General features: G+C 75.4%; 18 protein-coding genes. 7 read left to right on the top strand and 11 right to left on the bottom strand.

Going from position 1 to position 23,309, the window contains the following annotated elements; genetic code table 11:
* Positions 1-306: 306 nt before the first annotated feature.
* Complete coding sequence (locus ACFVFS_RS10345; protein WP_380622271.1) at positions 307-831, bottom strand: ATP-binding protein; 525 nt, start codon at positions 829-831, stop codon at positions 307-309.
* Between the two features lie 566 nt (positions 832-1,397).
* Here ACFVFS_RS10345 and ACFVFS_RS10340 point away from each other — a divergent pair.
* Positions 1,398-2,045: a sigma-70 family RNA polymerase sigma factor gene (locus tag ACFVFS_RS10340; RefSeq protein ID WP_380622269.1), complete on the top strand. Its 648-nt coding sequence runs from the start codon at positions 1,398-1,400 to the stop codon at positions 2,043-2,045.
* Positions 2,042-3,271, top strand: coding sequence for a zf-HC2 domain-containing protein (locus ACFVFS_RS10335; protein WP_380622268.1), 1,230 nt, complete (start codon positions 2,042-2,044; stop codon positions 3,269-3,271). Before ACFVFS_RS10340 ends, ACFVFS_RS10335 begins: the two co-directional genes overlap by 4 nt.
* A 6-nt stretch (positions 3,272-3,277) precedes the next feature.
* Here the strand turns inward: ACFVFS_RS10335 and purU are convergent, their stop codons facing one another.
* The gene (purU, locus tag ACFVFS_RS10330) at positions 3,278-4,144 is read right to left on the bottom strand and encodes a formyltetrahydrofolate deformylase (protein WP_380622266.1); all 867 of its coding nucleotides are present in this window, start codon (positions 4,142-4,144) and stop codon (positions 3,278-3,280) included.
* 124 nt (positions 4,145-4,268) lie between these two features.
* The gene (locus tag ACFVFS_RS10325; RefSeq protein WP_380622264.1) at positions 4,269-4,784 is read right to left on the bottom strand and encodes a hypothetical protein; all 516 of its coding nucleotides are present in this window, start codon (positions 4,782-4,784) and stop codon (positions 4,269-4,271) included.
* A 174-nt stretch (positions 4,785-4,958) separates the two neighbouring features.
* Between ACFVFS_RS10325 and ACFVFS_RS10320 the strand changes: the two genes are divergently transcribed.
* Positions 4,959-6,257, top strand: coding sequence for an ABC transporter substrate-binding protein (locus ACFVFS_RS10320; protein ID WP_380622262.1), 1,299 nt, complete (start codon positions 4,959-4,961; stop codon positions 6,255-6,257).
* Positions 6,258-6,346: 89 nt separating this feature from the next.
* On the opposite strand, the gene ACFVFS_RS10315 is transcribed toward ACFVFS_RS10320, so the two are convergent.
* Both ACFVFS_RS10315 and ACFVFS_RS10310 read right to left on the bottom strand, forming a co-directional pair.
* A complete protein-coding gene (locus tag ACFVFS_RS10315; protein WP_380622260.1) occupies positions 6,347-7,483 on the bottom strand; it encodes a hypothetical protein in 1,137 nt (378 codons plus the stop codon).
* Between the two features lie 186 nt (positions 7,484-7,669).
* Entirely contained in the window at positions 7,670-9,046 is a 1,377-nt protein-coding gene (locus tag ACFVFS_RS10310; RefSeq protein ID WP_350553764.1) for a transcriptional regulator, read from the bottom strand.
* A 327-nt stretch (positions 9,047-9,373) separates the two neighbouring features.
* Here ACFVFS_RS10310 and ACFVFS_RS10305 point away from each other — a divergent pair, with 327 nt between their 5' ends.
* Complete coding sequence (locus ACFVFS_RS10305) at positions 9,374-10,093, top strand: bifunctional DNA primase/polymerase (RefSeq protein WP_380622258.1); 720 nt, start codon at positions 9,374-9,376, stop codon at positions 10,091-10,093.
* A 442-nt stretch (positions 10,094-10,535) separates the two neighbouring features.
* Here the strand turns inward: ACFVFS_RS10305 and ACFVFS_RS10300 are convergent, their stop codons facing one another.
* The gene (locus ACFVFS_RS10300) at positions 10,536-11,228 is read right to left on the bottom strand and encodes a metal-dependent transcriptional regulator (protein WP_380622256.1); all 693 of its coding nucleotides are present in this window, start codon (positions 11,226-11,228) and stop codon (positions 10,536-10,538) included.
* Between the two features lie 223 nt (positions 11,229-11,451).
* Between ACFVFS_RS10300 and ACFVFS_RS10295 the strand changes: the two genes are divergently transcribed.
* Both ACFVFS_RS10295 and ACFVFS_RS10290 read left to right on the top strand, forming a co-directional pair.
* Complete coding sequence (locus ACFVFS_RS10295) at positions 11,452-12,216, top strand: SIS domain-containing protein (RefSeq protein ID WP_380622254.1); 765 nt, start codon at positions 11,452-11,454, stop codon at positions 12,214-12,216.
* Between the two features lie 318 nt (positions 12,217-12,534).
* Positions 12,535-13,476 (top strand): DUF4231 domain-containing protein, encoded by a 942-nt coding sequence (locus tag ACFVFS_RS10290; RefSeq protein WP_380622252.1) that lies wholly within the window; start codon positions 12,535-12,537, stop codon positions 13,474-13,476.
* 17 nt (positions 13,477-13,493) lie between these two features.
* Here the strand turns inward: ACFVFS_RS10290 and ACFVFS_RS10285 are convergent, their stop codons facing one another.
* Positions 13,494-14,456, bottom strand: a complete 963-nt coding sequence (locus tag ACFVFS_RS10285; protein WP_380622250.1) for a 2-hydroxyacid dehydrogenase — start codon at positions 14,454-14,456, stop codon at positions 13,494-13,496.
* Positions 14,457-14,580: 124 nt separating this feature from the next.
* Here ACFVFS_RS10285 and ACFVFS_RS10280 point away from each other — a divergent pair, with 124 nt between their 5' ends.
* Positions 14,581-14,772, top strand: a complete 192-nt coding sequence (locus ACFVFS_RS10280) for a DUF397 domain-containing protein (RefSeq protein WP_380622248.1) — start codon at positions 14,581-14,583, stop codon at positions 14,770-14,772.
* A 184-nt stretch (positions 14,773-14,956) separates the two neighbouring features.
* Here the strand turns inward: ACFVFS_RS10280 and ACFVFS_RS10275 are convergent, their stop codons facing one another.
* The 4 genes from ACFVFS_RS10275 to ACFVFS_RS10260 are packed head-to-tail and all read right to left on the bottom strand — an operon-like array spanning position 14,957 to position 23,089.
* Positions 14,957-17,263, bottom strand: a complete 2,307-nt coding sequence (locus tag ACFVFS_RS10275; RefSeq protein WP_380622246.1) for an FxsB family cyclophane-forming radical SAM/SPASM peptide maturase — start codon at positions 17,261-17,263, stop codon at positions 14,957-14,959.
* A 41-nt stretch (positions 17,264-17,304) separates the two neighbouring features.
* Positions 17,305-17,484, bottom strand: coding sequence for a hypothetical protein (locus ACFVFS_RS10270; RefSeq protein WP_380622243.1), 180 nt, complete (start codon positions 17,482-17,484; stop codon positions 17,305-17,307).
* Between the two features lie 35 nt (positions 17,485-17,519).
* Positions 17,520-21,599: an FxSxx-COOH system tetratricopeptide repeat protein gene (gene fxsT / locus ACFVFS_RS10265; RefSeq protein ID WP_380622241.1), complete on the bottom strand. Its 4,080-nt coding sequence runs from the start codon at positions 21,597-21,599 to the stop codon at positions 17,520-17,522.
* Positions 21,596-23,089 (bottom strand): TIR-like protein FxsC, encoded by a 1,494-nt coding sequence (locus ACFVFS_RS10260; protein WP_380622240.1) that lies wholly within the window; start codon positions 23,087-23,089, stop codon positions 21,596-21,598. The genes fxsT and ACFVFS_RS10260 overlap by 4 nt, the downstream gene beginning before the upstream one ends.
* Positions 23,090-23,309: the final 220 nt, after the last annotated feature.

The following is a 23,309-nucleotide window of genomic DNA, read 5'->3' as shown; positions in this document are numbered from 1 at the left end:
CCGCACGCACCCCGAGCACGGTACGGCCGGCCGCCATCCAACCTCGACACACGGGCCCTGAACCCGTGTCGCGCTCTCCGCACTCGCCAAGGAGCCAGCGCACGACCGGTCCACGGTCCCCCTGCTGACGTGGTCCCCCTGGACAGCAGCACCGCAGTGGCGTTCGGGTGTTCCCTCGGCGTCCCCTCGCGACGGAGAGCTGCACCCAAGCGTGATCAGTCGGATACGTCACGTCAATGGGTTGTCAGAAATTCGGAATGGTTGCGTCAGCTTTCGGCCCGCCGGCCACACCGGCCGTCAGGGCCCTCAGGGCTGCGCGAGGGCCGCCCAGTCGACGGCGGCGAGCGGGTCGGCGGCGCCGGCGTCCGGGCTGATCTCGCACCAGACCCGCTTGCCCGTGCCGTCGGGGTACCAGCCCCAGCGGTCGCACAGCAGCTCCACCAGCTCCAGGCCGCGCCCGTTGGTGGCGTCGACGTCCGCGCCGGCGTGCCGGGGGGCGGGGGCGACCTGGCTGGCGTCGGCGACCTCGACCCGCAGCGGGCCGACCGTCGCCGACTCCCGCACCGCACCCGGACCGGCACCCCCCGGGGAGGCGTCCGGCACGGCGCCCGGGAGGTCGCCGAGCGGGAAGCAGAGCCGCAGCACGGCCGGGCAACCGGTGTGCACCACGGCGTTGGTGACCAGTTCGGAGACCACCAGGACCACCGTCTCGGCGATCGGCGCGTCCGGGTCCACGCCGTGGTTGAGCAGCCGCGAGCGGACCCACCGACGGGCCCGGCCGACTTCGGCGGGGTCCGCCTGCACCGCAAGCTGTACCTGTAGAACCTGCACCGCTCCACCACCCGCACTCGCAGTTCGGCCACCGTCTCGGCCCGGCCCTGGTCGCCCGGCCGGCCCGGGCCCGCACCGGGCCCGCCGTCCGTCGGGCCGCCGTCCAGCGGGTGACCGCACGTCGCACCCGCCGCGGCACACCCGCGCCACCTCGTCCGTCGCGCACCGGCCGCGACACGAATACGCCTCAGGATGGTTCGGCGGGCGGACCGCAGCAAGCGCTTCGGGCATATTCCAGCGATCGGGGGACGGGGCAGGGCATACTGTCCCGTTCACTCTGGCGAGCCCCGGACCGGCGATCGCCCGGCCCGGGCCGACCGGCCCACGACGCAGAGGCGAACCTACCGCCGTCCGCCCCCCGCGCCGCACCCGCCACTCGCGAACCACCCGTGCGACATATGTCCAGACCACTTCGAACAGCGCGGCCGCGGGACGGGCGGCGGATCCCACGATCCGGCGATCCGAAGCCACGCCGTCCGTTCTTCACCGAATCCACTCCGCCGCCCGAACCGCGCGGGTTACCGTGGATCGCGTCAGCGGTCGGTCCGGCAGAGGGGTGGTGACCGGTGGCCACCACCGACGGCGCCCCGCGCCGGGACGAACAGCTCCAGCGGCGCCTGGCCCGCGGCGAGGAGACCGCGCTCGGCGAGCTGTACGACCAACTCGCCCCGATGGTCCACGGGTTGGCGGGCCGGATACTGGCGGACCAGAGCGCCGCGGCACAACTCACCCGGGAGATATTCGCCCACGTCTGGGAGCACCCCGAGGCCTTCGACCCGGCCCGCGGCTCGCTCCGCGCCTGGCTCGGCGCGCTGACCCACCGCCGCGCGGTGGACCGGCTGCGGGCCCGCCGCGCCGCGGAGGCGGGCTTCGCCGCCGGGGCGGAGGACGAGATCCGCGCGGTGGCCGCCGCCGCCCGGGTCCAGTACGTGGTCGCCGCCCTGCCGCAGCCGCTGCGTGAGACCATCGCGGAGTCCTACTACGACGGCCGCACCTACCAGGAGACGGCCCGTCGGCTGGGGATCAGCGAGCAGGACGCCAAGCAGCGGATGCGGCACGGTCTGGAGCTGCTCGCCGACGAGCTGGCGCAGGAGCGCGCCCGGCACCGGGGCCCCGCGGACGCGGACCCGCCCGGCGGGCAGCGGGCCGGCGAAGGGCCCGGCGGGCAACGGGTGGGCGAGAGCGGGATCCGGAAGGAGGGCGGGGGGACGTGACGATCACCGACGAGCAGCACGAGGCCCTGCGCTCGCTGCTCGGTGCCTGGGCGCTCGGCGCCGTCCCGCCCCGCGAGGCCGCCGGGCTCGAATCCCACCTGGACGACTGCCCGGAGTGCGCCGAGGAGGCCGACCGGCTGCGCGAGGCGGCCGGCTGGCTCTCCGTCGAGGAGCCGCTGGACCAGCCCGCCGCCCTGCGTCAGCAGGTGCTCGACTGGTGCCTGGCCCGCCGCCCGGCCGACCTCCCGGTCCCCGCCTGGGGCCTGCCGTACACCGCCGAGACCGCCAAGCTCGACGCCCTGCTGCGCGACCTCGGCCCGGAGGAGTGGCAGGAGGTCGCCGAACTGCCCTGGCACGGCGGCACCGAGTACCTGCGCCCGGCCGAGGTGCTCTGCCACCTCGCCGCGGTGGACGGCTACCTGGCCGTCGCGCTCGGCCTGCCCGATCCCGTCCCGGGCGGCAGCGGACCCGGCGCGGCCGCGAGCGCCGCCGGACCGGCGGCCGGGCGCCGGGTCCCGCCGCAGGAGGCCGTCCTCCCGGCGGTCCCCCGGGTGCCGCAGCAGGGCGGCCCGCGCTGGGAGCGGATCACCGAGCGCACCGCCCGGCTCACCGCCGAGCAGGCCGGCCAGCCGCCGCAGCGGATCCGCGCCCGGTGGCGCCGGCACTGCCACCGGCTGGTCCGCTCGGCCGCGCTCGCCCCGCAGGGCAACACCCCGGTGGACTTCGGCTTCGTGACCGTCCCGCTCCGGGACGCCTTCGTCGACCGGGCCTTCGAGTGCTACGTGCACGGCGAGGACGTCGCCCGCGCGGTCGCCTACCCGTACGACCCGCCGGCCCCGCAGCACCTGCGGCAGATGATCGACCTGGCCGTCCGGATGCTGCCGCTGGCCCTGGCCGGGCAGCGCGCGGCGCACCCCGAGCTCACCGGCGCGGCGGTCGGCGCCCCCGACGGCGCCCCCGGGCGCGCGGACGGGCGCCGGTCCGGCCGCCGGGTCCGGCTGGTGATCGACGGTCCGGCGTCCGGCGAGTGGCTGATACCGCTGGACGGACCGGACGCCGGCCCGCCCGACGGCGAGCCGGTGGCCGCGATGGTGCTGGACGGGCTGGAGTTCTGCCAGCTGGCCGCCGCGCACCGCGACCCGGACCGGCTGCCGGTCGGCGAGCACGGCGACCGGGCCGCGATCCGCGAGGTGCTGCGCGCGACGCCGCTGCTCTCCCGGCCCTGAGGCGGGTCAGGCGAAGACGACGGTCCGGGTGCCGTTCAGCAGCACCCGGTGCTCGCTGTGCCACTTCACCGCGCGGGCCAGCGCCTGGCACTCGACGTCCCGACCGAGCGCGACCAGCTGGTCCGGGGTGATGTCGTGGGTCACCCGGGCCACCTCCTGCTCGATGATCGGGCCCTCGTCGAGGTCCGCGGTGACGTAGTGCGCGGTGGCGCCGATCAGCTTCACGCCCCGGGCGTGCGCCTGGTGGTACGGCTTGGCGCCCTTGAAGCTCGGCAGGAAGGAGTGGTGGATGTTGATCACCTTGCCGGAGAGCGCGGTGCACAGCTGGTCCGACAGCACCTGCATGTAGCGGGCGAGCACGACCAGCTCGACGTTCTCCTCCGCGACCAGGTCCAGCAGCCGCTGCTCGGCCTCGGCCTTGTTCTCCCGGGTCACCGGGATGTGGTGGAACGGGATGCCGTAGCCCTCGGTGAGGTCCCGGAAGTCGGTGTGGTTGGAGACCACCGCGGCGATCTCCACCGGCAGCGCGCCGATCCGGGTGCGGAACAGCAGGTCGTTCAGGCAGTGCCCGAACCGGCTCACCATGAGGACGATCCGCAGCTTCTCCTCGCTCGGGTGGATCTCCCAGTCCATCCCGAAGGAGGCACCGATCGCGGCGAAGCTCGCCCGCAGCTTGTCGACGGTCACCGGCTCGGCGGCGGAGAAGTGCACCCGCATGAAGAACAGACCGCTGTCCCCGTCACCGAACTGCTGGCTGTCGATGATGTTGCACCCGGTCATGAAGAGGTAGCTGGAGACCGCGTGGACGATGCCCTGCTTGTCGGGGCAGGACAGCGTGAGGACGTACTGGGCGCTGGCCGGCTGCTGTTCCACGGTGGGGGTATCCCGTCCTGAGCTCGAGCTGGTGTGAATACTCCAGCGTGTCACACTCCGGGTGGACCCCCGCCGGGCTGCCCGCACTGCGGGACGGGCCGCCTCCGGCCTGCGCCGCGCCCCCTCAGACCTGGGTGAGGATCCGCAGCACGTCCAGCGAACGGGGCGGGGCGTCCGGGTCCTCGCCGTCGTTCAGCGCCAGCTTGACGTGCGCCTCGCGGGCCGCCCGGACCGCCTCCGGCCAGCCGTGGTGCTCCAGGTAGGCCGAGGCCGGGGCGTCCGCGCCGACCTCGTGCAGGATCCGCACCACCCGCAGCACCGCGACGTCCACCAGGGTGGCCTCGGCGGAGTCCCGGAAGATCGTGCCGACGTACTTCTCCGCCGACCAGCGGTCCAGCCAGGTGTCCTCGACCAGGCGGTAGACGGCGTCGGTGACGTCCCCGTACCCCTCGCGGCCGGCCAGCCAGGCCTCCCGCTGGAACCCGGGGTCGGAGAGCATGTGCAGCGCCGAGCGGAGTCGGGCCCGCCAGCGCCACCAGGGAAGGTCGTTGAGCGGCATGCCGCCCATCGTGCTGGAGCGGTGGCCCGGACGAGAAGGGTTTCGGGCAGACCGATACGAAGATTCTGTGCTGGCGGACATGGGAATCGATCGTACGTTCCCCGACCGTTCGTGCTCCACTCCCGATCTACACGCGTCCCCCCTCGGATTTCCACCCCCGTTTGCCGGTTGTTGGTTGGACGGCCCTCTCGCCTTGCGGCACCGGGGATTGGCTGGATCCGGTGCGCAGCACTGCGCCCAGGGAGGGAAAGACCGATGACCAGCCGTACGGGCTCGTCCCAGGCCATGCACCTGATCGCGGGACGGCGTCGCCGGCGCCCGCTCGCTGCCGCCGCGACCGCCGCGGCGCTGCTCCCAACCCTCTTCTCGGCCTCCGCGTGCGGCGGACCGGCCGACGCCGCCACCGGCAGCGGCGACCTGACCGTGATGACCTGGGCGCCGTCCGACACCGGTGCGGCCGACCGCCCCGGGATGACCGCCCTGGCCGAGGCCATCGGCCGGGACATCAACGTCAAGGGCGGCCTGCACGGCCGCCGGTTGCGGGTGATCACCTGCAACGAACACAACTCCTCCGACGGCGTCAAGGCCTGCGCCCAGCAGGCGGTGGACGCCAAGGCCGTCGCGGTGCTCGGCTCCTACAGCCAGTACGGCGACGACTTCATGCCCGTCCTGGAGCGGGCCGGCATCCCGCTGATCGGCGGCTACGGCCTGTCCCAGCCGGAGTTCAGCAGCCCGCTGTCCTACCCGGTGGGCGGCGGCCTGCCGGCCCTGATCGCGGGCAGCGGCCGCCAGCTGGTGGAGGCCGGCTGCAAGTCGGTCGCGGTGATCCGCCCGGACACCCCGGCCGGCGACAACCTGCTCGGCTCCCTGGTCAACGCGCTCAAGACGGCCGGGATCAAGCCGCTGGACGTCAAGGCGCCGGAGAAGTCCAACGACTACTCCCCGGAGGTCCGCAAGGCGATCGGCGGCGACCAGCCCGGCACCTGCGTCACCAGCGCGCTGGGCGCCGAGCCGACCGGCAACCTGCTCGACGCCTTCCGCCGGACCGGTGCCAAGAACACCCGGATCGCCTCGGTGATCGGCAGCGTGCAGCAGTCGGTGGTCGACTCCACCGGCGGCGACAGCGGCCCGCTCGCCGGCGCCTTCGTGACCGGCTGGTACCCGCCGGAGTCGGCCAAGATCTGGGACGGCCTGCGTGCGGTGATCCGTGCCGACACCGCCGGCCGGCACATCGACGCCGCCGACCCCGGGGTGCAGACCACCTGGGTGGCCTTCGAGGTGTTCCGCCAGGTCTCCGACCGGCTGGACGCGGCCGGGCGGCAGGTCACCAGCAAGACGATCACCGCGCTGCTGGACGGCGGCGAGCCGATCGACGTGGGGCTCACCCCGCCGCTGAACTGGGCGACCACCAACATGCTGCCGAGCACCGAGTCGCCCCGGCTGGTGAACACCTGGGTCACCTACCAGGTGGTCAAGGGCGGACAGCTGACCCTGCAGCGGCCCGGCTTCGTGGACGTCCGCTGGGTGCTCACCGGGGGCAAGCCGCCGGCCTGACGCGCCGCTCCACCCCGCGGTCCCGGGGCCCGGCCGTCCGACGGTCGGGCCCTCGCCGCGTCCGGCGCCGCCGCCCCGGCCGGCCGGGGTCAGAGGTCGCCGTCGGTGCGGGTCGGCAGGCCGGTCTGGCCGGCGACGGTGTTCCAGAGCCCGGCCGCCTGCTTCTTGGCGGTGGTGGCGGTGCCGCTCGCGGCGACGGCGTTCTTGTAGTGCTGGTTGTCGTTCTTCTTCGGGTCGCAGCCGCCCTGGGCGTCCCCGGCCCAGGCCGCGTACTCGTCGTCGGCGGTCGCCGAGGCCGTCCACGCCGCGTTCAGCTGCTCGACCAGCTGCGGGCCGCCGGGCAGCTTGTCGGTCTTCAGCCCGGCCAGCTTGGTCTGCAGCTCCCGGCGCTGGCCGGCCGCGGCGGTCAGCGCCTGCTGCGACTCCGGCAGCTTGTCGCACTTCTGCACCGAGGCGACCGCGCCGATCACGGCCTGCCGGCTGTCGTTGGCGGTGCCGAGCAGATCGGAGAGCGCCTGGGCCTGCGCCTTGACCTCCGGGTTGACCGAGGCGGTCGTCGGGCCGGCGCTCTGGGCGGTCGCGGACGCCGGACCGCTGCCGCTGACCGGGGGGACGGCCTTCTTCTCCGTGCCGGAGGTGTCGTCGTCGCCGTTCATCAGCACCGCGACCAGGACGGCCGCCGCCAGGCAGCCCGCCACCACGCCGCCGATGAGCAGCTTGGAGGAGGAACGGCCGCCGCGGCCGCCGTCCCGGCCGGCCGGGGCCTCGCCCGGGTACCCGGGAGCGGGCCGGTCGGCGTACCCCGGCTGCGCGGGCGGGTGGCCGGCCGCCGCCTGCGGGTCGGCGCCCGGGTACGGCGGCAGGTACTGGGTCGCCTGGGCCGGGTCGGCCGGGTAGCCCGGCTGCGGGGCGCCGCCCCAGGCCGGCTGGGCCGGAATCGCCTGGGTCGGCAGCGCGCTGTCCCCGAGGTACTCCGGCTGCCCGGACGGCTGCCCCGGGTACGGCCCGGCCTGCGGCTGGCCCATCGGAGGCTGCCCCATCGGAGGCTGGCCGACCGGCTGCCCGTACGGCTGCCCCTGCTGCCCCTGCTGTCCCTGCGGCACCGGGCCGGGGTGCTGCCCCGGCTGCGGCGCCTGCGGCGGGCCCGGCTGCTGCCCGGGCTCCGGGCGGAACAGGTCGTCCAGGTTGAAGTCACCCGAGTTGGGGTACGAGCGGCGCTGGCTCAACGCGATTCCTCACCTGTGCACGACCGCGCGCTGACGGCGGACCACATCTCGTCGGTTCTTGGGAGCATCACAGTTCCATGGACGTCGCGCCCACGCTACCGGTTCACCGAACCGGCCGACCACGTGGGCGGACCGTCCCTCACCGACCCTGCACGCTCCCCACCGTCCTCCTCGACGGCCCTCGGTTCAGGCGGCCTCCGCCTCGGCCCGGGCCTGGAACTCGCGGACCACCCGCTGCTCCCGGTAGGGCTCCAGCCGGCGCCGGAACTCGTCCAGGTACTCCACGCCCCGGTTGGACCGCAGTCCGCTCAGCAGCCGGACCGCCTGGGCCCCGGTCTCGCAGGCCCGCTCGACGTCCCGCTGCTGGAGCTGCGCCGTCGCCAGCAGCACGAGGTCCACCGCGCGGCGCCGCACCCGGGTCGGCGGGTGCAGGTCGAGCGCCCGGCGGGCGTAGTGCTCGGCCGGGCCGGCCTGTTCGAGGTCCCGGTGGCAGTGGGCCAACTCGTCGGCGAGGTAGGCGTCGTCGAAGTGGACGATCCAGTCCGGGTCGTCCTCCGGGCGGCGCTTCTCCATCATCTCCAGGGCCTTGGCGGCCACCGCCTCGCAGGCCTTGGCGTCGCCGAGCAGGGCGTGCCCGCGCGCCTCGGCCGCGTAGAACATCGCCATCGCGGTCGGGGTGGCCACCGTCCGGGCGCCCTCCTGGGCGGCCCGGGCCAGCTGCGCGATCTCCCGCGGGTTGCCCAGGGTCGCCGCCAGGTGGCTCATCGAGGCCGCCAGCACGTACCCGCCGTAGCCCCGGTCGTCGGCGGCCTGGGCGAGGCGCAGCGCCTGGATGTAGTACCGCTGGGCCAGGCCCGGCTGGCCGGTGTCCACCGCCATGTAGCCCGCCAGCTCGGTCAGCCGCGCGACGGCGGCGAAGAGCTGACGGCCGGTCTCGTCCCGGTAGGAGCCGCCGAGCAGTCCGGAGACCACGCTGTTGAGGTAGTGCACCACCACCGGGCGGACGTGCCCGCTGCCGAACCGGTGGTCCAGGTCGACCAGCATCGCGGTGGTCGCCTTGACGGCCGCGACGTCGGTCGGGCCGACCCGGGTGCCGCCGGTGCGGGCCACCACCGGGTCGGGCGGGGTGATCAGCCAGTCCCGGCTGGGCTCGACCAGGGCGGAGGCCGCCACCGTCGCCCCGGTCAGGAAGTCCCGGCGCCCGACGTCGCTGCGCCACAGTTCGCAGACCTGTTCCAGCGCGGCGCCCAGGGTGGGCGCGAACTGCAGGCCGATGCCGGAACTGAGGTTCTTGCCGTCGGCCATGCCGATCTCCTCGACCGACACGCTGCGCCCCAGTTTTCGCCCGAGCGCCTCGGCGATCACCGCCGGGGCCTGCCCGCGCGGCTGCTGGCCACGGAGCCAGCGCGCGACGGAGGTCTTGTCGTACCGCAGATCCAGACCGTGTTCGGCACCGCAGAGGTTGACTCTCCGTGCCAGACCGGCGTTGGAGCAGCTGGCCTCCTGGATCAGCTGCTGGAGACGCTCGTTGGGCTGTCGTGCGACAAGTGGTCTCGCGGCCATTGGGCTTCGCCTCCCCACACCCTCCGGTCCCGGCCGGCGGGCGACGCTTTCTGCTGATCTCTGTTGCCGAGTTGCCGACTGTCCGACCGTTCAAGGAAACTGACACCAGGTTAGCGATCAGCAACGCCAGCGGGATACCCACGGTGACGATCCCGACCCCCCACGCGCCCGGGAAAATGCTCCCGTGCGCCCCCACTGCGCCCACCCTGCCTCCCCCCGGCGCGCTCCCGCCCGGTCCGCCTCACCGGTTCGGGTGATTCGGCATCGCGCGGCACGGCGACCGGGAACCGGCCGTAACCCCTCTCACGCACGGTAGTTGAGCACCCCGTGGAAGAGATCCCCGCTCCCCCCGGCCAGGACCCCGGCGCCGAACCGCCCTCGCTGCTCACCGAGGCCGTCGGCTACGCCGAGACCCGCCACTGGGAGGTCACCCCGGGCACCTGGCCGGTCGACGGCGACGGGCCGGTGCGCTGCTCCTGCGGGGAGCCGCGCTGCGCCCTTCCCGGCGCCCACCCGATCGACACCGACTGGACGCGCCGGGCGAGCGCGGGTCCGGGCGCGGTGCGGCAGTGGTGGACGGAGCGCCCGGCGGCGTCGATCCTGCTGCCGACCGGCCGGTCCTTCGACGTGCTGGACGTCTCGGAGCCGGCCGGCTGCCTGGCGCTGGCGCGGATGGAGCGGATGGGGCTGCCGCTCGGGCCGGTGGCGGTGGTCCCGGCCGCCCCCGGCCGGTCCGGCCGGCGGCTGCACTTCCTGGTGCTGCCCGGTGCGGCGGCCAGGGTGCCGGAGCTGCTCCGCAGGCTGGGGCGGACGCCCGGCCGGCTGGACCTGATGGCCCGCGGCGAGGGCGACTGGACGGTGGCCCCGCCGTCCCGGGTCGGCCCGAGCGGCTTCGCCCTGTGGGCCCGCTCGCCCACCGCGCTCAACCGCTGGCTGCCGGACGCCGCCGAGCTGATCGGTCCGCTGGCCTACGCCTGCGGCCGCGCCGCGCCGTCCTCCGCCGTCCCCTCCGCAGCCCGGTCGGCCCGCCCCTCGGCGGTGCGCTGACCGCTCCCCCCGGCTGCCGCCCTACGCCGATCGGGTGAGGGCGTGCCCCGCGCGACACCCCGCGCGCACGTGACGGGCCTTGTCTCCCACCGGAGGCGGGGCCCGTCATACGCATGTGCGGATAAGGCTTCCGTGTACCCGCTGGTCAAGCGCGAAAGCCCCTCGTACGAGTGACAGCGCTCAAGGATTGCCTTGATCGTCCGAGTGGGAGAACTCTCAACGTGAGGGGCCGCCGGACGGGGCGCTCGGTCGGGGAAGCCGGGCGAGGCGGACGGGAGGGACGGAGGGGAGACCGGAGGGGAACGGAGGGGACGGGAGGGACAGGGCGGGGCCGTGGTACCGGCCGGGTTCGGGGTGGCCGGTGGCACGGAGAGCGGGAGGGAAAGGGAGGGGCCGGACGGGGCCGGGTGCGCGGGGAGCGCCCGGCCCCGTCCGGCGTCGCTCAGGCCTGCGCGACGAAGACGTGCGCGGCGATCTCCCTGCCCAGCTCGGCGGCGTTGTCACCGGTGCCCACCAGCACCCCGCCGACCCCGGCGCTCACCCGCACCGTCGACCCCGGCCGGACCCCGGCCCGGCGCAGCGTGCGCATGAGGTCGCCGTCGGTCTGGATCGGCTCGCCGATCCGGCGGACCACCACGTCGGAGCCGTCCGCGCCCGGCGTCACGGCGTCCAGCGGGACGAGCCCGGCGTCGAAGCCCTCGCCCTCGGCCTTGGCGTCGCCCAGCTCGTCCAGCCCCGGGATCGGGTTGCCGTACGGGGACTGGGTGGGGTGGCCGAGCATGGCGAGCACCTTGCGCTCGACCGTCTCGCTCATCACGTGCTCCCAGCGGCAGGCCTCCTCGTGCACCTGCTCCCACTCCAGGCCGATCACGTCGACCAGCAGGCACTCGGCGATGCGGTGCTTGCGCATCACCCGCACCGCGAGCCGACGGCCCTCCTCGGTCAGCTCCAGGTGCCGGTCGCCCGCGACGCGCAGCAGGCCGTCCCGCTCCATCCGGCCGACCGTCTGGCTGACCGTGGGACCGCTCTGCTCCAGGCGCTCGGCGATCCGGGCGCGCATCGGGGTGATGCCCTCCTCCTCCAGTTCCAGGATGGTGCGAAGGTACATCTCAGTGGTGTCGATCAGCCCAGACATCGCCGCTGGCTCCGTTCCTCGGTGTCCTCACCGCCAATTCTGACGTACCGCACCGACAACCGGGCCCGCCACAGGGCCCGGGGGCGGCTTTTCCCACCTGTTGACAGCGGCGCCGATGAGGCCGCACGGTGCTCGCCATAGCTTTCTCCACCAGTGGTCCGGACCACCGCGACCGCTTCCCCCACCCGGCCGGGCCCCCACCGGCAGAGAGCGAAGGCAGCAGATGAGCGAGCTGGTCGGCCGGTACTTCGACGCCGCGATCGCCCACCTCCAGCGGGTCCGCACCGAGGAGGCGGAGAACATCGAGGCGGCCGGCGCGCTGCTGGCCGAGGCGGTCTCCGAGGGGCGCCGGGTCTTCACCTTCGGCGCCGGCCACTCCTCGCTGGCCGCCCAGGACGTGGTCTACCGGGCCGGCGGACTGGTCCCGGTCAACCTGCTGGAGGTCCCCGGGATGGCCGGGGTCACGGTGCGGCCGGCACCGCTGTCCAGCGCCCTGGAGCGGGTCTCCGGCCTGGCCACCGCCACCCTCGACCTCACCCCCGCCACCAGCGGTGACCTGCTGTTCCTCATCTCGCTCTCCGGCCGCCAGGTGATGCCGGTCGAGCTGGCCCAGCACGCCCGGGGCCGGGGTCTGAAGGTGATCGGGCTGACCTCGCTCGCCTACCCCGGCGAGATCGCCTCCGGCCACCCCTCCGGCACCTACCTCAAGGACCACTGCGACGTCGTCCTGGACAACAAGATCGCGGTCGGCGACGGCGAGCTGACCCACCCCGGCGCCGAGACCACCTTCGGTCCCGTCTCCACCATCGTCACCAGCGCGCTGATGCAGGCCGTGGTCGCCACCGCGGTGGAGCGCCTGGCGGACGCCGCGCTCGCCGGCACCGGTGCCACCCCGCCGCTGTTCCGCTCCGGCAACGTGCCCGGCGGCACCGAGTGGAACGCCAAGCAGATGGCCGACAACGCGGACCGGATCTTCTACACCTTCTGACCGCGGCCTTCCGCCCGGACCGGGCCGGTCGCCGTACGGCGGGGCGGCCGCCGGTACCGGGCGGCCTACGCCGACCGGCCGACCGGCGTGGGCACCCGCCCGCGCCGGCCGGCCGACCGCGCACCCGACGGACCCCCGCCGACCTGGAGCGTGCCCGGGACCGCACGCCCCGCCACCGGACCGCGCGCCTCCTGTGCCCCACGCTCCCCGCGCCGCACTCCGGTCCGAACCGCCCCACCCGACCCGGTCCGAGGCGTACCGGGCCTCCGGTCCGGGCAAGTACCGCCGGGGCGGTGGAGCTGCGAGCGGGGGGACGGTATGACGTCGGGTACGGGCGGGACGGACCGGGTGCGGGAGCGCGAGCTGCTGCCGGAGCTCTTCTGGTCGGCCGACTCGGCCTCCCAGCAGGGGCAGCGGCGCACAGTGCGGCTCGCCGCCACCGAGCTGGTGCTGCTGGTCGCGGCCGCCACGGCCGGATCGGCCGACGGCACGGTGTGGTCCTGGCTCGCCGCCGTCGCCTACCTCGGCGCGATCGTCCTCTCCGCCGTGACCAGCCGGCAGAACCCGCAGGGCCTCTGGTACGAGGGCCGGGCCGCCGCCGAGTCGGTGAAGACCCTCGCCTGGAAGTTCGCCGTCCGCGCCGACGCCGTCCAGCCGCCCCCGCGACCGCTGCCGGACGCCGCAGGGCTGTACGGGCTCCAGCTGGGCCGGGTGCTGCACGCCTTCCGGGGCAGTCGCGCGGTCGGCCCCGGGCTGGCCGGGCGCCCGCCCGAGAGCCAGATAACGGCGGCGATGCGCGGCCTGCGCGAGCAGCCGTTGGCCGTCCGCCGGGACGTCTACCTGCGCGAGCGCATCCAGGTGCAGCAGGACTGGTACCGCTCCAAGGCCCGCGCCTGCGCCCGCGCCGGGTTCTGGACCGGCGTCGCGGGCATCGGGCTGCCGCTGCTCGGCCTGGTGCTGGCGGTGCTGCGGGCGATGGGCGAGTTCACCTTCGACGCCCTCGGCACCGTCTCGGCGGTGGCCGCCTCGGTCACCGCCTGGGCCCAACTGCGCCAGTTCCGCCCGCTCGCCGCCGCCTACGGCCTGGCCGCCGACGAACTGGCCCAGATCCGCGCCCAGCTCGCCCACCTGGACGTCGGCTCCCCCGACGCCGAGGAGCTCTGGGCCCGCTTCTCCCGCGACGCCGAGGACGCCGTCTCCCGCGAGCACACCACCTGGCAGGCCCGCCGCGAGGTCAACGGCCCCGCCGACCGCGGGTAGCGCCCAACGGGGTGCGGCTACCGGCCCACCGGGGTCACCGGGCCCTTGCCCGCGAGGACCGCGAGGACGTTGTCGACGGCGAGGTCGCCCATCGCCTGGCGGGTGCGGACGGTGGCGCTGCCGAGGTGGGGGGCGAGGACGGCACGTTCCTGGGCGAGCAGGGCGGCGGGCACGGCGGGCTCGCGCTCGAAGTTGTCGACGGCGGCGGCGAACAGCGCGCCGGACTCCAGGGCGGCGGCGAGCGCCTCCTCGTCGACGACCCCGGCGGTCATCGAGACCACCACCGCGCCGGGCGGCAGCAGGGCGAGCCGGCGGGCGTCCAGCAGGTGCCGGGTGGCCTCGCTCAGCGGACAGGTGACGACCAGGACCGGCGAGGTGGAGAGCAGCTGCTCCAGCGGCAGCCACTCGGCGCCCTCGGCCTGCTCGGGCGGGAGCGGGTTGCGGTTGTGGTAGCGGACCGGCATGTCGAAGCCGCGCGCCCGGCGGGCCACCGCCCGCCCGATCCGGCCCATGCCGAGGATGCCCAGCGGGGTGCCGGTGAGCTCCAGGCCGAGCAGGAAGTTCGGCGCCCAGGCCCAGGCCTCGCCGGAGCGCAGCAGCCGCTCGCCCTCGCCGAGGCGCCGGGTGGCGGCCAGGAGGAGGGCCCAGGCCATGTCGGCGGTGGCGGCGGTCAGCACGCCGGGGGTGTTGGTGACCGGGATGCCGCGCTCGGCGCAGGCGGCGAGGTCGACGTTGTGGTACCCGACGGCGTGGTTGGCCACCACCCTGAGCCCGGGGCCTGCCGCGTCGAGGAGTTCGGCGTCCACCCGGTCGTCCAGGGTGGTGATCAGCGCCCGCCGGCCGCGGATGGCCGCGAGGAGGTCGGCCCGCTCCATCGGCAGGTCCGAGTCGTGCACGGTGGCCGGGAGGTTCGCGGTGAGCCGTTCGACGACACCGGGCGCGAGACGGCGGGTGACCAGGACCGGGGGCAGCTCGTTCATGGGACCCGAATCTACGCCCCGTCCCCGCGCCGGGCCCGGCGCGGGGGCACGGGCCGTCACCGGCCCTTCGCGACTCGTGGGGCATGATCCAGCGCGTCCGGTACAAACTCCTGGGGAGGTAGCCATGGAGCAGTTCAACTGGCAGAAGTCCACATTCAGCGGGGACGCCGCCGAGTGCGTCGAAATCGCATCCGACGGCGAACTCGTCCACGTCCGCGAGTCCGACGAACCCACCACCGTCATCACCACCAAGGCCAAACTCGCTACCTGGATCCGGGCCGCCAAGGCCGGCGAGTTCGACCACCTCACCCACTGACTCCCCCGGGCGGCTCCCGCGCCTCGCGGGAGCCGCCCGGAACACCGACGGCAGGCAGTGCCCGGTCAGACGGTCTCACCGCCGGTCGTCGAGGGTGTCCGCGAACGTCGCGTCCCGCTCGGTGGCCAGAGCTTCGGCGAGTTCGGCCTGCTGGAGTCGACCGATGACGGCCTCGCCCGGGGGCTCAGGCCGTGATCCTGAGCCAGGCATCCACCGAGCGCCTCGCCCCGGCGGCGAAGCGGTGGCCGAGCGGGGTCAGGGCGCCGCTGGTGGCCAGCAGGTCCACTGCCTCGTCGGTCAGGACGCGCCAGTGGGTGAAACGGGCCTGCGCGCACCCGTTCGCGCGGACCTGGGCGCCCCAGAAGGCGGTGACGGCGAGGTGGGCGTAGACGGCCTGGAAGAGGGAGCCGATCGGGCGCGGGGAGAGGCCGAAGGCCTCGAACAGGCGGGTGTCGGTGCGGTCGTACAGCTCCCAGCGGTCGAGTACCGCGCCCAGCTTCACGTGCTGGAACTCGTGGGCCAGCAGCAGCGCCAGCGTCGGCGCCGTGCGCGGGCGGGCTATGCCGACCGCGCCGAAGGCCTGCCGGGCCGCCGAGCTGACGTCCCTCCCGCCGACCCCCGGCCGCAGCGGAGTGATGGTGGTCAGGCCCGCCCACAGCCCGGCCGCGTACTCGGGCAGGTCTCGGTCCAGCAGGTCGGCGGCCTCGGCCAAGTCCCTGTTCCAGGACGCGTATTCGGTGCCTTCCAGCCGGTCCGCGACCGGCCAGCGGTGGGCGGCCCGCTGCGGGTCCACGTCCTCCAGCACGAGCACCCGCCCGCCGCTCAGCCCGATCCGCCGGACCGGCTGCCAGCGCGGGTCCCCCGGGCCGGTGGGCGCCCCGCCGTCGGCGCGCGCCGTCCAGCCCGTCCGGCCGCCGGTGACCAGCGCCTCCCGGACGCCCCCGCCGAGCACCAGCCGTCCGATCGTCGGCAGGTGCAGCGCGCCGTCCCGGACCGGCACCGCCACCGTGTCGCCGCGCCCCGCCAGGACGGCCGCGGCGGCGGCCAGTTCGGCGAGCGGGCCGAGGTCGGCGCCCGGGTCGCCGCCGAGCCGCCGCACGGCCCAGGCCCGGACGTACGGGTGGGCGAACACCGCGTCCACGGCGGCGGGTTCGGCGGCGTCGAGGTCGGCGAGCAGCTCCCAGGCCGCCGAGCGGGCCAGCCCCGAGGAGCCGTGCACGGCGGCCAGCATCGCCCGGGTGAGCGCGAGTTGCGAAGCCGCCAGCGCTCTCACGGTCTCCGGTGCGCCCAACCCGTGTGCTAGTTCGCCGAGTTGGGCGTCGGTGAGCCCCGGGCCGGCGATGTCCACCGGCGCCGCGACGGACCGCGCGACGGACCCCCCGGCGCGGGCCGCCAGGCCGTCGATCAGCGCCCGCAGGTCCGCGCAGTACACCGAGGGGTGGTCGAAGGAGCCGTCCCGGTAGCGGTGCGCGTACAGGCCCCCGCCGCAGGAGCGCACCACCGGGCAGGCCCGGCAGGTGGCGTTCAGCCCGGCCAGGCCCGACTGCCGGGCGGCCGTCCCCGGGTGCCGGGCGACCTCGTCGAGGCTGTGCCGGAAGACGTCCATCCCGGTGGCGGGCGCGCCGTCGTACGCCGTCCGCAGGCTGTCCGCCTGCTCGTACGCGCCGTCCGTCTCCAGCACCACCAGGTCGACCGGCTCCAGCCCGAGCGCCTCGCTCAGACCGGGCAGCCCGGACAGGGTGCGGTGCACCGAGTCGAAGGTGCGGACGGCGAACGGGCGGCCGTCCTCCTCCCACTGCGCGTGGGCGGCGAGCAGCCAGTCCGCGTACGGCGTCGCACCCGCCCCGGCGGGCCGTTCGGGCGGCCGCTCCCAGGTGGCGTGCGGGAGCAGGAAGTCCACGGCGGGCGGCTCCAGTTCGGCGAGCGCCCGGTAGACGGCGAGCGGGTCGTTGTTCACGTCGACGGTGCACAGCAGCCCCGCGTACAGGTGCCGGAACCGGGGCTCGCGCAGCAGCCCGACGGCGCGCAGCACCTGCGGGTGGCTGGAGCGGCCGTCCGCGAACCGGCGGTGGCGGTCGTTGGCGGCCCGGTCGCCGTCCAGCGAGAGGCCGACCCGGATGCCGAGTTCGTCGAACAGCTCGCAGTACGCCGGGCTCAGCCGGAGCCCGTTGCTGTGCACCCGCAGGTCCAGTTCGCAGACCTCGGGCAGTGCGGCCCGCAGCGCCTCGGCCGCCCGCCGGAACACCGCCGGCCCCGCGAGCAGCGGCTCACCCCCGTGCAGGACGACGCGCACGGCGGTCAGCCCGTGCGCCGCGGCGTGCTCCCCGATCCGCTCGGCGGCTCTCGCCAGCACGGCGTCCCCGATCACGCGCGGCCGGGAGCGCCAGCCGGTGTCGGCGTGCTCGTAGACGTAGCAGTGGTCGCAGGCGAGGTCGCACCGGCTGTGGACCTTCAGGACCACCTGCGTGAGCGGCAGCGGAGGAGGCGTCATGACGCCTCATTTCCAGGGACGGACGCCCGCTAATCATCTTCTCAGAGAGCCGAGTCGAAAGGAGAGACCGGGCGGACGCCCGCACCGGCCAGGGCCAGTTCGAGCCGGTCCGCCAGCTCCCCCGCGTCGAGTCTCGCCAGGTCGGCGAGGGCGGGGCGGTCCCGGGTGCCGCACGGCTCGAACCGCACGGACACGGCACCCGGCTCCACGGTCTGTTCCACGGCCGACTCCCCTTCGCCGGTGGACCGGTCCGCCGTCACGTCGGCGGCATCTCGATCAGCGTGTCCAGCCACTCCCCCACCCTGATCGCCTCGGTGAGCGGGTGGCCGTCGTGCAGCACCGCGCGGACCCGGGCCAGGGTCCGGGCCGCCAGCTCCGCCGCCCGCCCGGACTCGCCGAGGGCCGTGAGCGCCAGGGCGAGGTTCGCGGAGGCCGCGAGCGAGTCCGGGTGGTCCGGGCCGAGGCGCTCGGTCAGCAGTGCGGCGGCCTCGTCGGCCAGCACGGCCGCCTCGGCGTACGCACCCGCCCGGGCCAGGTCGTTCGCCCGGTTGAGCCGGGCGAGGGCGACCCACGGGTGGCGCTCGCCGAGCACCCCGTGCAGGCCTTCGAGGACCTCGCCGGAGAGCGGCCCGGCCTCCTCGGCCCGGCCGGCGCGGCGGTACGCCACCCCGAGGTTGCCCGCCGAGATGAGCTCCGCCGGGTGTCCCGACGTGAGGTGGTCGCGGTGGTACCGGTGCGACTCCTCGGCGAGTTCGACCGACTGCTCGCCGTCGCCGAGCACCCCCAGCACCGCCGCCAGCGTCCCGGCGGCGACCGCGCCGGCGGGGTGGTCCGGCCCGTAGCGCCCGCACAGCCGCTGGTGGACGTCCTCGGCCTCGACCAGCGCCTCCGGCAGCCGGCCCAGCCGGCGCAGCGTGGCGCTGCGGTACCGCCTGGCGCGCAGGGTGTCGTCGTGGTCCTCCCCGAGCACGTCCCGGCTCCGCCGGACCGCCTTGTCCAACCGGGGCAGCGCCTCGTGCAGCCGCCCCACCTCGGACAGCGCGTGGCCGTAGGTGACCGACCCGCTGAGCGTGTACGGGCTGCGCTTGCCGAACACCTCCAGCTTCCGCGGGTAGAGGTCCTCGTGGATGGCCACCGCCCCGGTGAAGTCCCCGGCCAGGGCGATCGAGAGCGCCAGGTTGTTCTCGGCCATCAGCGAGCGCCGGTCGTCGCGGCCCAGCACCCGGCGGGCGACCGCCAGCGTCTCCTCGTCCAGCTCGCGCGCCGCCTGGTAGCGGCCCAGGTGCCGGAGGTCCGCGCCGAGGCTGGTGGCGGCCGGGAACACGTCCCGGTGGTCCCGGCCCCGCAGGGTGGTCAGCCGGTCGAAGGCGTCCCGGTCGTTCTGGTACGCCTCCCGGGTCAGCCCCAGGGTCCGCTGGATGTTGCCGAGCTGGACGCGCAGGAGCTGCACCCTGACGTCGGGCTCGGTGCCCAGCCGGCCGATCTCGCGCCAGCGGCCGAGGACCCGCTCGGCCAGCTCGCGGCCCGCGTCGTGGAGGCTGCGCTGCCACAGGTAGCGGACCGAGTTGACGATCCACTGCCGGACCGCCGGGTCGACGGACTCGTCCGCGCCGGACGGGCGCAGGTGGGGCAGCAGTTCGGCGTACCGGGGCCAGTGGTGCGGGTCGTCGGGGTCGCCGGGGTCGGCGAGGGCGAGGGCCCGGTGGGCCACGCCGCGGACCCGCGCCCGGTCTGCGTCGCCGACCTGTTCGCGCAGCAGCGCCTGGACGATCCGGTGCACCACCAGCGTTCCGGCGGCCTGGTCGTAGCGGGCCAGGTTGAACTGGTTGACGGTCCGCAGGATGTCGCCGACGGCGAGCCGGTGGTCGGACTCGGACGTGCCCGGCGGGAGCCCGATCGCGTCGGTCACCGGGGGGCTGTACAGCAGCCCGATCGGAATGGCGTCCGGACCGAGGAACCCGCAGATCTCCAGCAGCCGGGCGGCCGGGGCGTTGATCCGGCGCAGGTCGGAGCCGGCGATCCGCCAGGTGGCGGCGGTGGCCGTGGCGTTGGGCCCCTCCTCGACGGCCCGGGCGGGCCCGGAGTCGGAGCCGGAGCGGACCGAGCGGTCGAGGATGTCGGTCAGCGTCTCGTCGAGCAGGTCGGCGTAGGTGGCCGCCGGCATCGGCGTCTCCTGGAGCCAGGCGGCGGCCTGGCCGACGGCGAGCGGCAGGTCGCCGAGGAGTTCGGCGATCCGCTCCGCGTCGGCCCGCTCGACGCCGGTGTTGAAGTGCCGGACGAGTTCGACGCTCTCCGCCCGGTCGAACACCTCGACCTCGGTGCGGCCGTGCCGGCGGGCCCAGCGCCGGTCGCGCGAGGTGACCAGGACGTGGCCGTCCGGCCCGGCGGCGGGCAGCCAGGGGTCCAGCAGCTCCGGGTCCTCGGCGTTGTCGAAGAGCAGCAGCCAGCGGCGGTAGGGCCGGCCGCTGCTGAGCGCGTCCAGTACCGCGCGGGCGGTGCGGGCGACGTCGCCGTCGCTCTCCAGGCCGAGGCCGGGGGCGAGTTCGGCGAGCTTCTGCGGGATCACCGCGGACTGCTGGGCGGGCACCCACCAGAGCACGTCGTAGCCGGCCGCGAAGCGGTGCGCGTACTCGATCGCGGCCTGCGACTTGCCGACCCCGCCGATGCCGTAGAGCACCTGCACCGGCGCCCCGTCGGCGCCCGCGGTGAAGCCGTCCCGGACGGCCTCCAGCAGCCGCGTCCGGCCGGTGAAGGTGGGAAGCCGCGGGGGCAGCTCCTGGACGGTGGGGCGGCCGTCGGGGAAGCGCGGCAGCCGCGAGACGGTGAACTCCCCGGAGTCCATCCAGCGTCCGGCGCCGGGCGGCGGGCCGATCAGCTCGAACAGCCTCGACTCGGCCTGCTCGGCGGAGCGGGTCGGCAGGTCCAGCACGCGGTGCCCGGCGAACTGGGGCGGTTCCGGCTGCTCCGCCGCGCCGACCCGCACCGCGAGCAGGCCGCCGGAGTCGCCCACCGCGTCCTGGGTGGTCAGCCGGCGCCAGATCTCCCGGGCCCGCGGCAGCGCGGTGTAGCCGGCGGTGAGCAGGACGAGCAGCCGGCCGTCGCCGTCCAGCGGCCCGGTGGCCTCGGGCAGCGCGGCGGTCTGCGGCGGGCCGGGGTCGAGCGGGACGGCGGCGCTGTGCAGGGTGGCGAGGTAGCCGAAGCCCCGCAGGGTCCCGGCGATCCACTCGGCCCAGACCCGGTCCCCGGGGGCGTAGCTGACGTACACCTGGCGCGAGCGGGTGCGGCCCGTGCGCAGGTAGGCCGCGTACAGCTGGCGGCGGGCCTGGTCGGGGACCGGGCGCAGCTCGCGGACCCGGCCGTCGGTGAGCCAGTCGGCCAGCCGTTCGAACGCGGCGAGCAGGGTGCGGCCCTGCCCCGGCCGGTCGACGATGGTGGCCGGCACCTCCTCGTAGGCGTAGAACGGCTTGTACGGCACCTCGACGTCGCGCCAGTACTCCGCGCGGCGCCCGGGGTCGAGCCAGCGGCCGAGGTAGGGGTCGAAGGCGTCGTGGGCGAGGTCGCGCCCGGCCGCCAGCCCGGCGCGTTCGGCGTCCTCGACGCGCATCGGGACGGGCAGCACCCGGATCTCGCGCTCGTCGGCGTCGACGATGGCGCGGGCCGCGTCCACGCCGCCGCGGATGCTCTGGGCGCCGAGGGTGAAGCAGTCCACGACGGTGTCGGGCATCAGCACGGTGCAGATGCCGGAGGTGTCGCTGACCCCGGTGCGGCTGTCGATCAGCACGTAGTCGTAGCTGCTGGTCCACTGCTCGCGCAGCGCGTAGAGGAACTCCGCGCCGCGGATGTCCGCGCGGGTGTAGAAGCTGCGCCAGTTGAAGCTGGTGACGGCGGCCGAGTAGGCGGCGTTCTGCCGGCCGGCCGGCATCAGGTCGAGCCGGCCGCCGTCCGGGAGGTCGAGCGCCAGGCCGCACAGGTACTGCTCCAGCCGGCCGGGGGCGGCCAGCCAGTCCCGGGGGTCCGGGCCGGGCCCGGGGCGGTCGGGTCCTGGCAGCGCCTCGTCGACGTAGGCCCGGAGCATGTCGATCAGGCCGTCGGTGGCGTGGAGTTCGGGGTCGACCAGCAGCGGGTGGTAGTAGCGGTGCAGGCCCGGGGCCTCCAGGTCCCAGTCCACCACCAGGACGCGCAGTCCCTGGCTGGCCAGGATCCAGCCCAGGTTGGCGAGCGCCATGGTGCGGCCGGTGCCGCCCTTGAACGAGTAGAAGGTGACGACGGTGCCGGTGGCGGGGGGTGCCAGGGCTGCGGACCCGTGGTCCGCGAGGGCGGCGTGATCGGGGCTCATCGGTCCGCTTCTCCTTCACTGGGTGCCCGGGTGGCAGGGGGCACGGTCTCCTCGCGCCGGGCCGCCCGCGCCCCGGGGGCGGCCCCGTTCCCCGGGGTGCTCCCCGGACGCGGCAGGGGCGGCCCCGCCGGGGCCGGCGGCTCCGGCGGACGCGACGCGGCGGGCGGCGGCCAGGCCGGGATGGTGAGCCCGGGCATCGGCCGCGGGTCGGGGCCGAGCCCGAACTGGGCGCGGGCCGTCACCGGGTCGTCGTCGATCTGGTCCAGCAGCCTGTTCTGGGCCACGGTGACCGTCGACAGGAGCTCGCGCTCGAAGCGTTCCCGCCGGACGTGGATGCGAAAGAGCGGCTCGGGTCCGGACCGGTGCAACCAGGTGCGTGCGAACACCTCGCGCACCCCCTCCCAGAGCCGGGCGCGCGCCGGACCGGGCGGCGGGTCGTCGGAGCTGTCGGGCAGCAGGACGGCGGTGACCGGGTGGTTCTGCCGGTCGAAGTCGCGCAGCGCCTGCCGGTAGGGCTCCCGGCCGGCCGCCCAGGGGTCCACCAGCAGGACGCTGACCTCGTTGTTCTCCCGGGCCCGGTCGAGCGCGTCGGCGAGGTCGTCGCCGACCGTCTCCAGGCTGGTGCTGTGCCCGGCCCGGGTGATCACCTGCTGGGCCTGGACCGCCAGCGAGGGCAGCCGCGGCGGGTGGTAGGGCGCCCAGTCCCGGGGGTGCGCCCCGTACCAGCCGCCGTGGTACCGCTCGTCGGAACCGCCCGCGCCGTCCGTCCCGGCGGCCGCCGGGGTCCCGGAGCGCTGCGGCGGGACGCGGTCGCCGTTCGCCGCGACCGCCCGGTCCCCGGTCCAGCGGGCGACGACGAAGAGCCGGACCAGGCTGCTGCGGCCGGCGGGGACGGCGATCTCCGGCACCGGGAAGAAGCCCTCCACCCGCCCGAGGTCGAGGTCCCGCTGCTCCGCGACCCGCCAGGCGGCGGCCTCCCGCACCCGCTCGGCGATCACCCGCACCACCGAGCGGTACGCCGCGCCGTGCGGGTCGGTCCGCAGCAGGTGGCGCAGCCCGCCGGCGGCGTACTCCGCGCCGAAGTCGTGCTGGACGTACTGGATCCGCCGCACCTCGGCGGGCAGGTCCTCGGGCGGCGGCTCCCACAGCACCGGGATGAGGGCCGAAACGCTCTCGCCGGTCTGCTCCTCGTGGCGCCGGGTCCGCAGGTCGAAGGCGGTCCACTCCCTGCCGCAGTAGTCGCTGGCGAAGTAGGCGGGCGAGTAGAGGGCGACCATGGTGCGGCTGGCGCCGACCATCCGGGAGAGCTGCCGCTCCCAGTCGTCGCCGACCCGCAGCCGCTCGGTGTCGCGGTACGCCAGCTCGCCCGGCCCGGCCTCGGGCTCGATCCGCGCCAGTTCGTCCCGCAGGTCGGTGAAGAACTGGTCGACGAAGGCGCCTCCGGCCAGATGGTCCCGCCGCGCGTAGCTGAAGAAGAAGTACGGCCGCACCCAACAACCCCCCACCGACCCGGTGAACGTCTTCACCTTACTGGTGGGGTGACGGCGGGTCAGCCGGTGAGCGGAGGAAGTTGTCGCGGTGTCGTCACAAGTGCGGCCCCGCGCCTCGACGCCCCTGGTCAGGGGCGTGCGGCCGGGGAGCGCGGGAAGCCCCCCGGGCGCCCCGGCGGGCAGCCCCGCACCGGGTCCCGGGGCAGCTCCGACCCGCCCC

Origin of the sequence: Kitasatospora sp. NPDC057692 (genome assembly GCF_042799475.1) — a bacterium.
Lineage (GTDB): Bacteria > Actinomycetota > Actinomycetes > Streptomycetales > Streptomycetaceae > Kitasatospora.
This window is presented reverse-complemented; position numbering and strand designations above follow the sequence as displayed.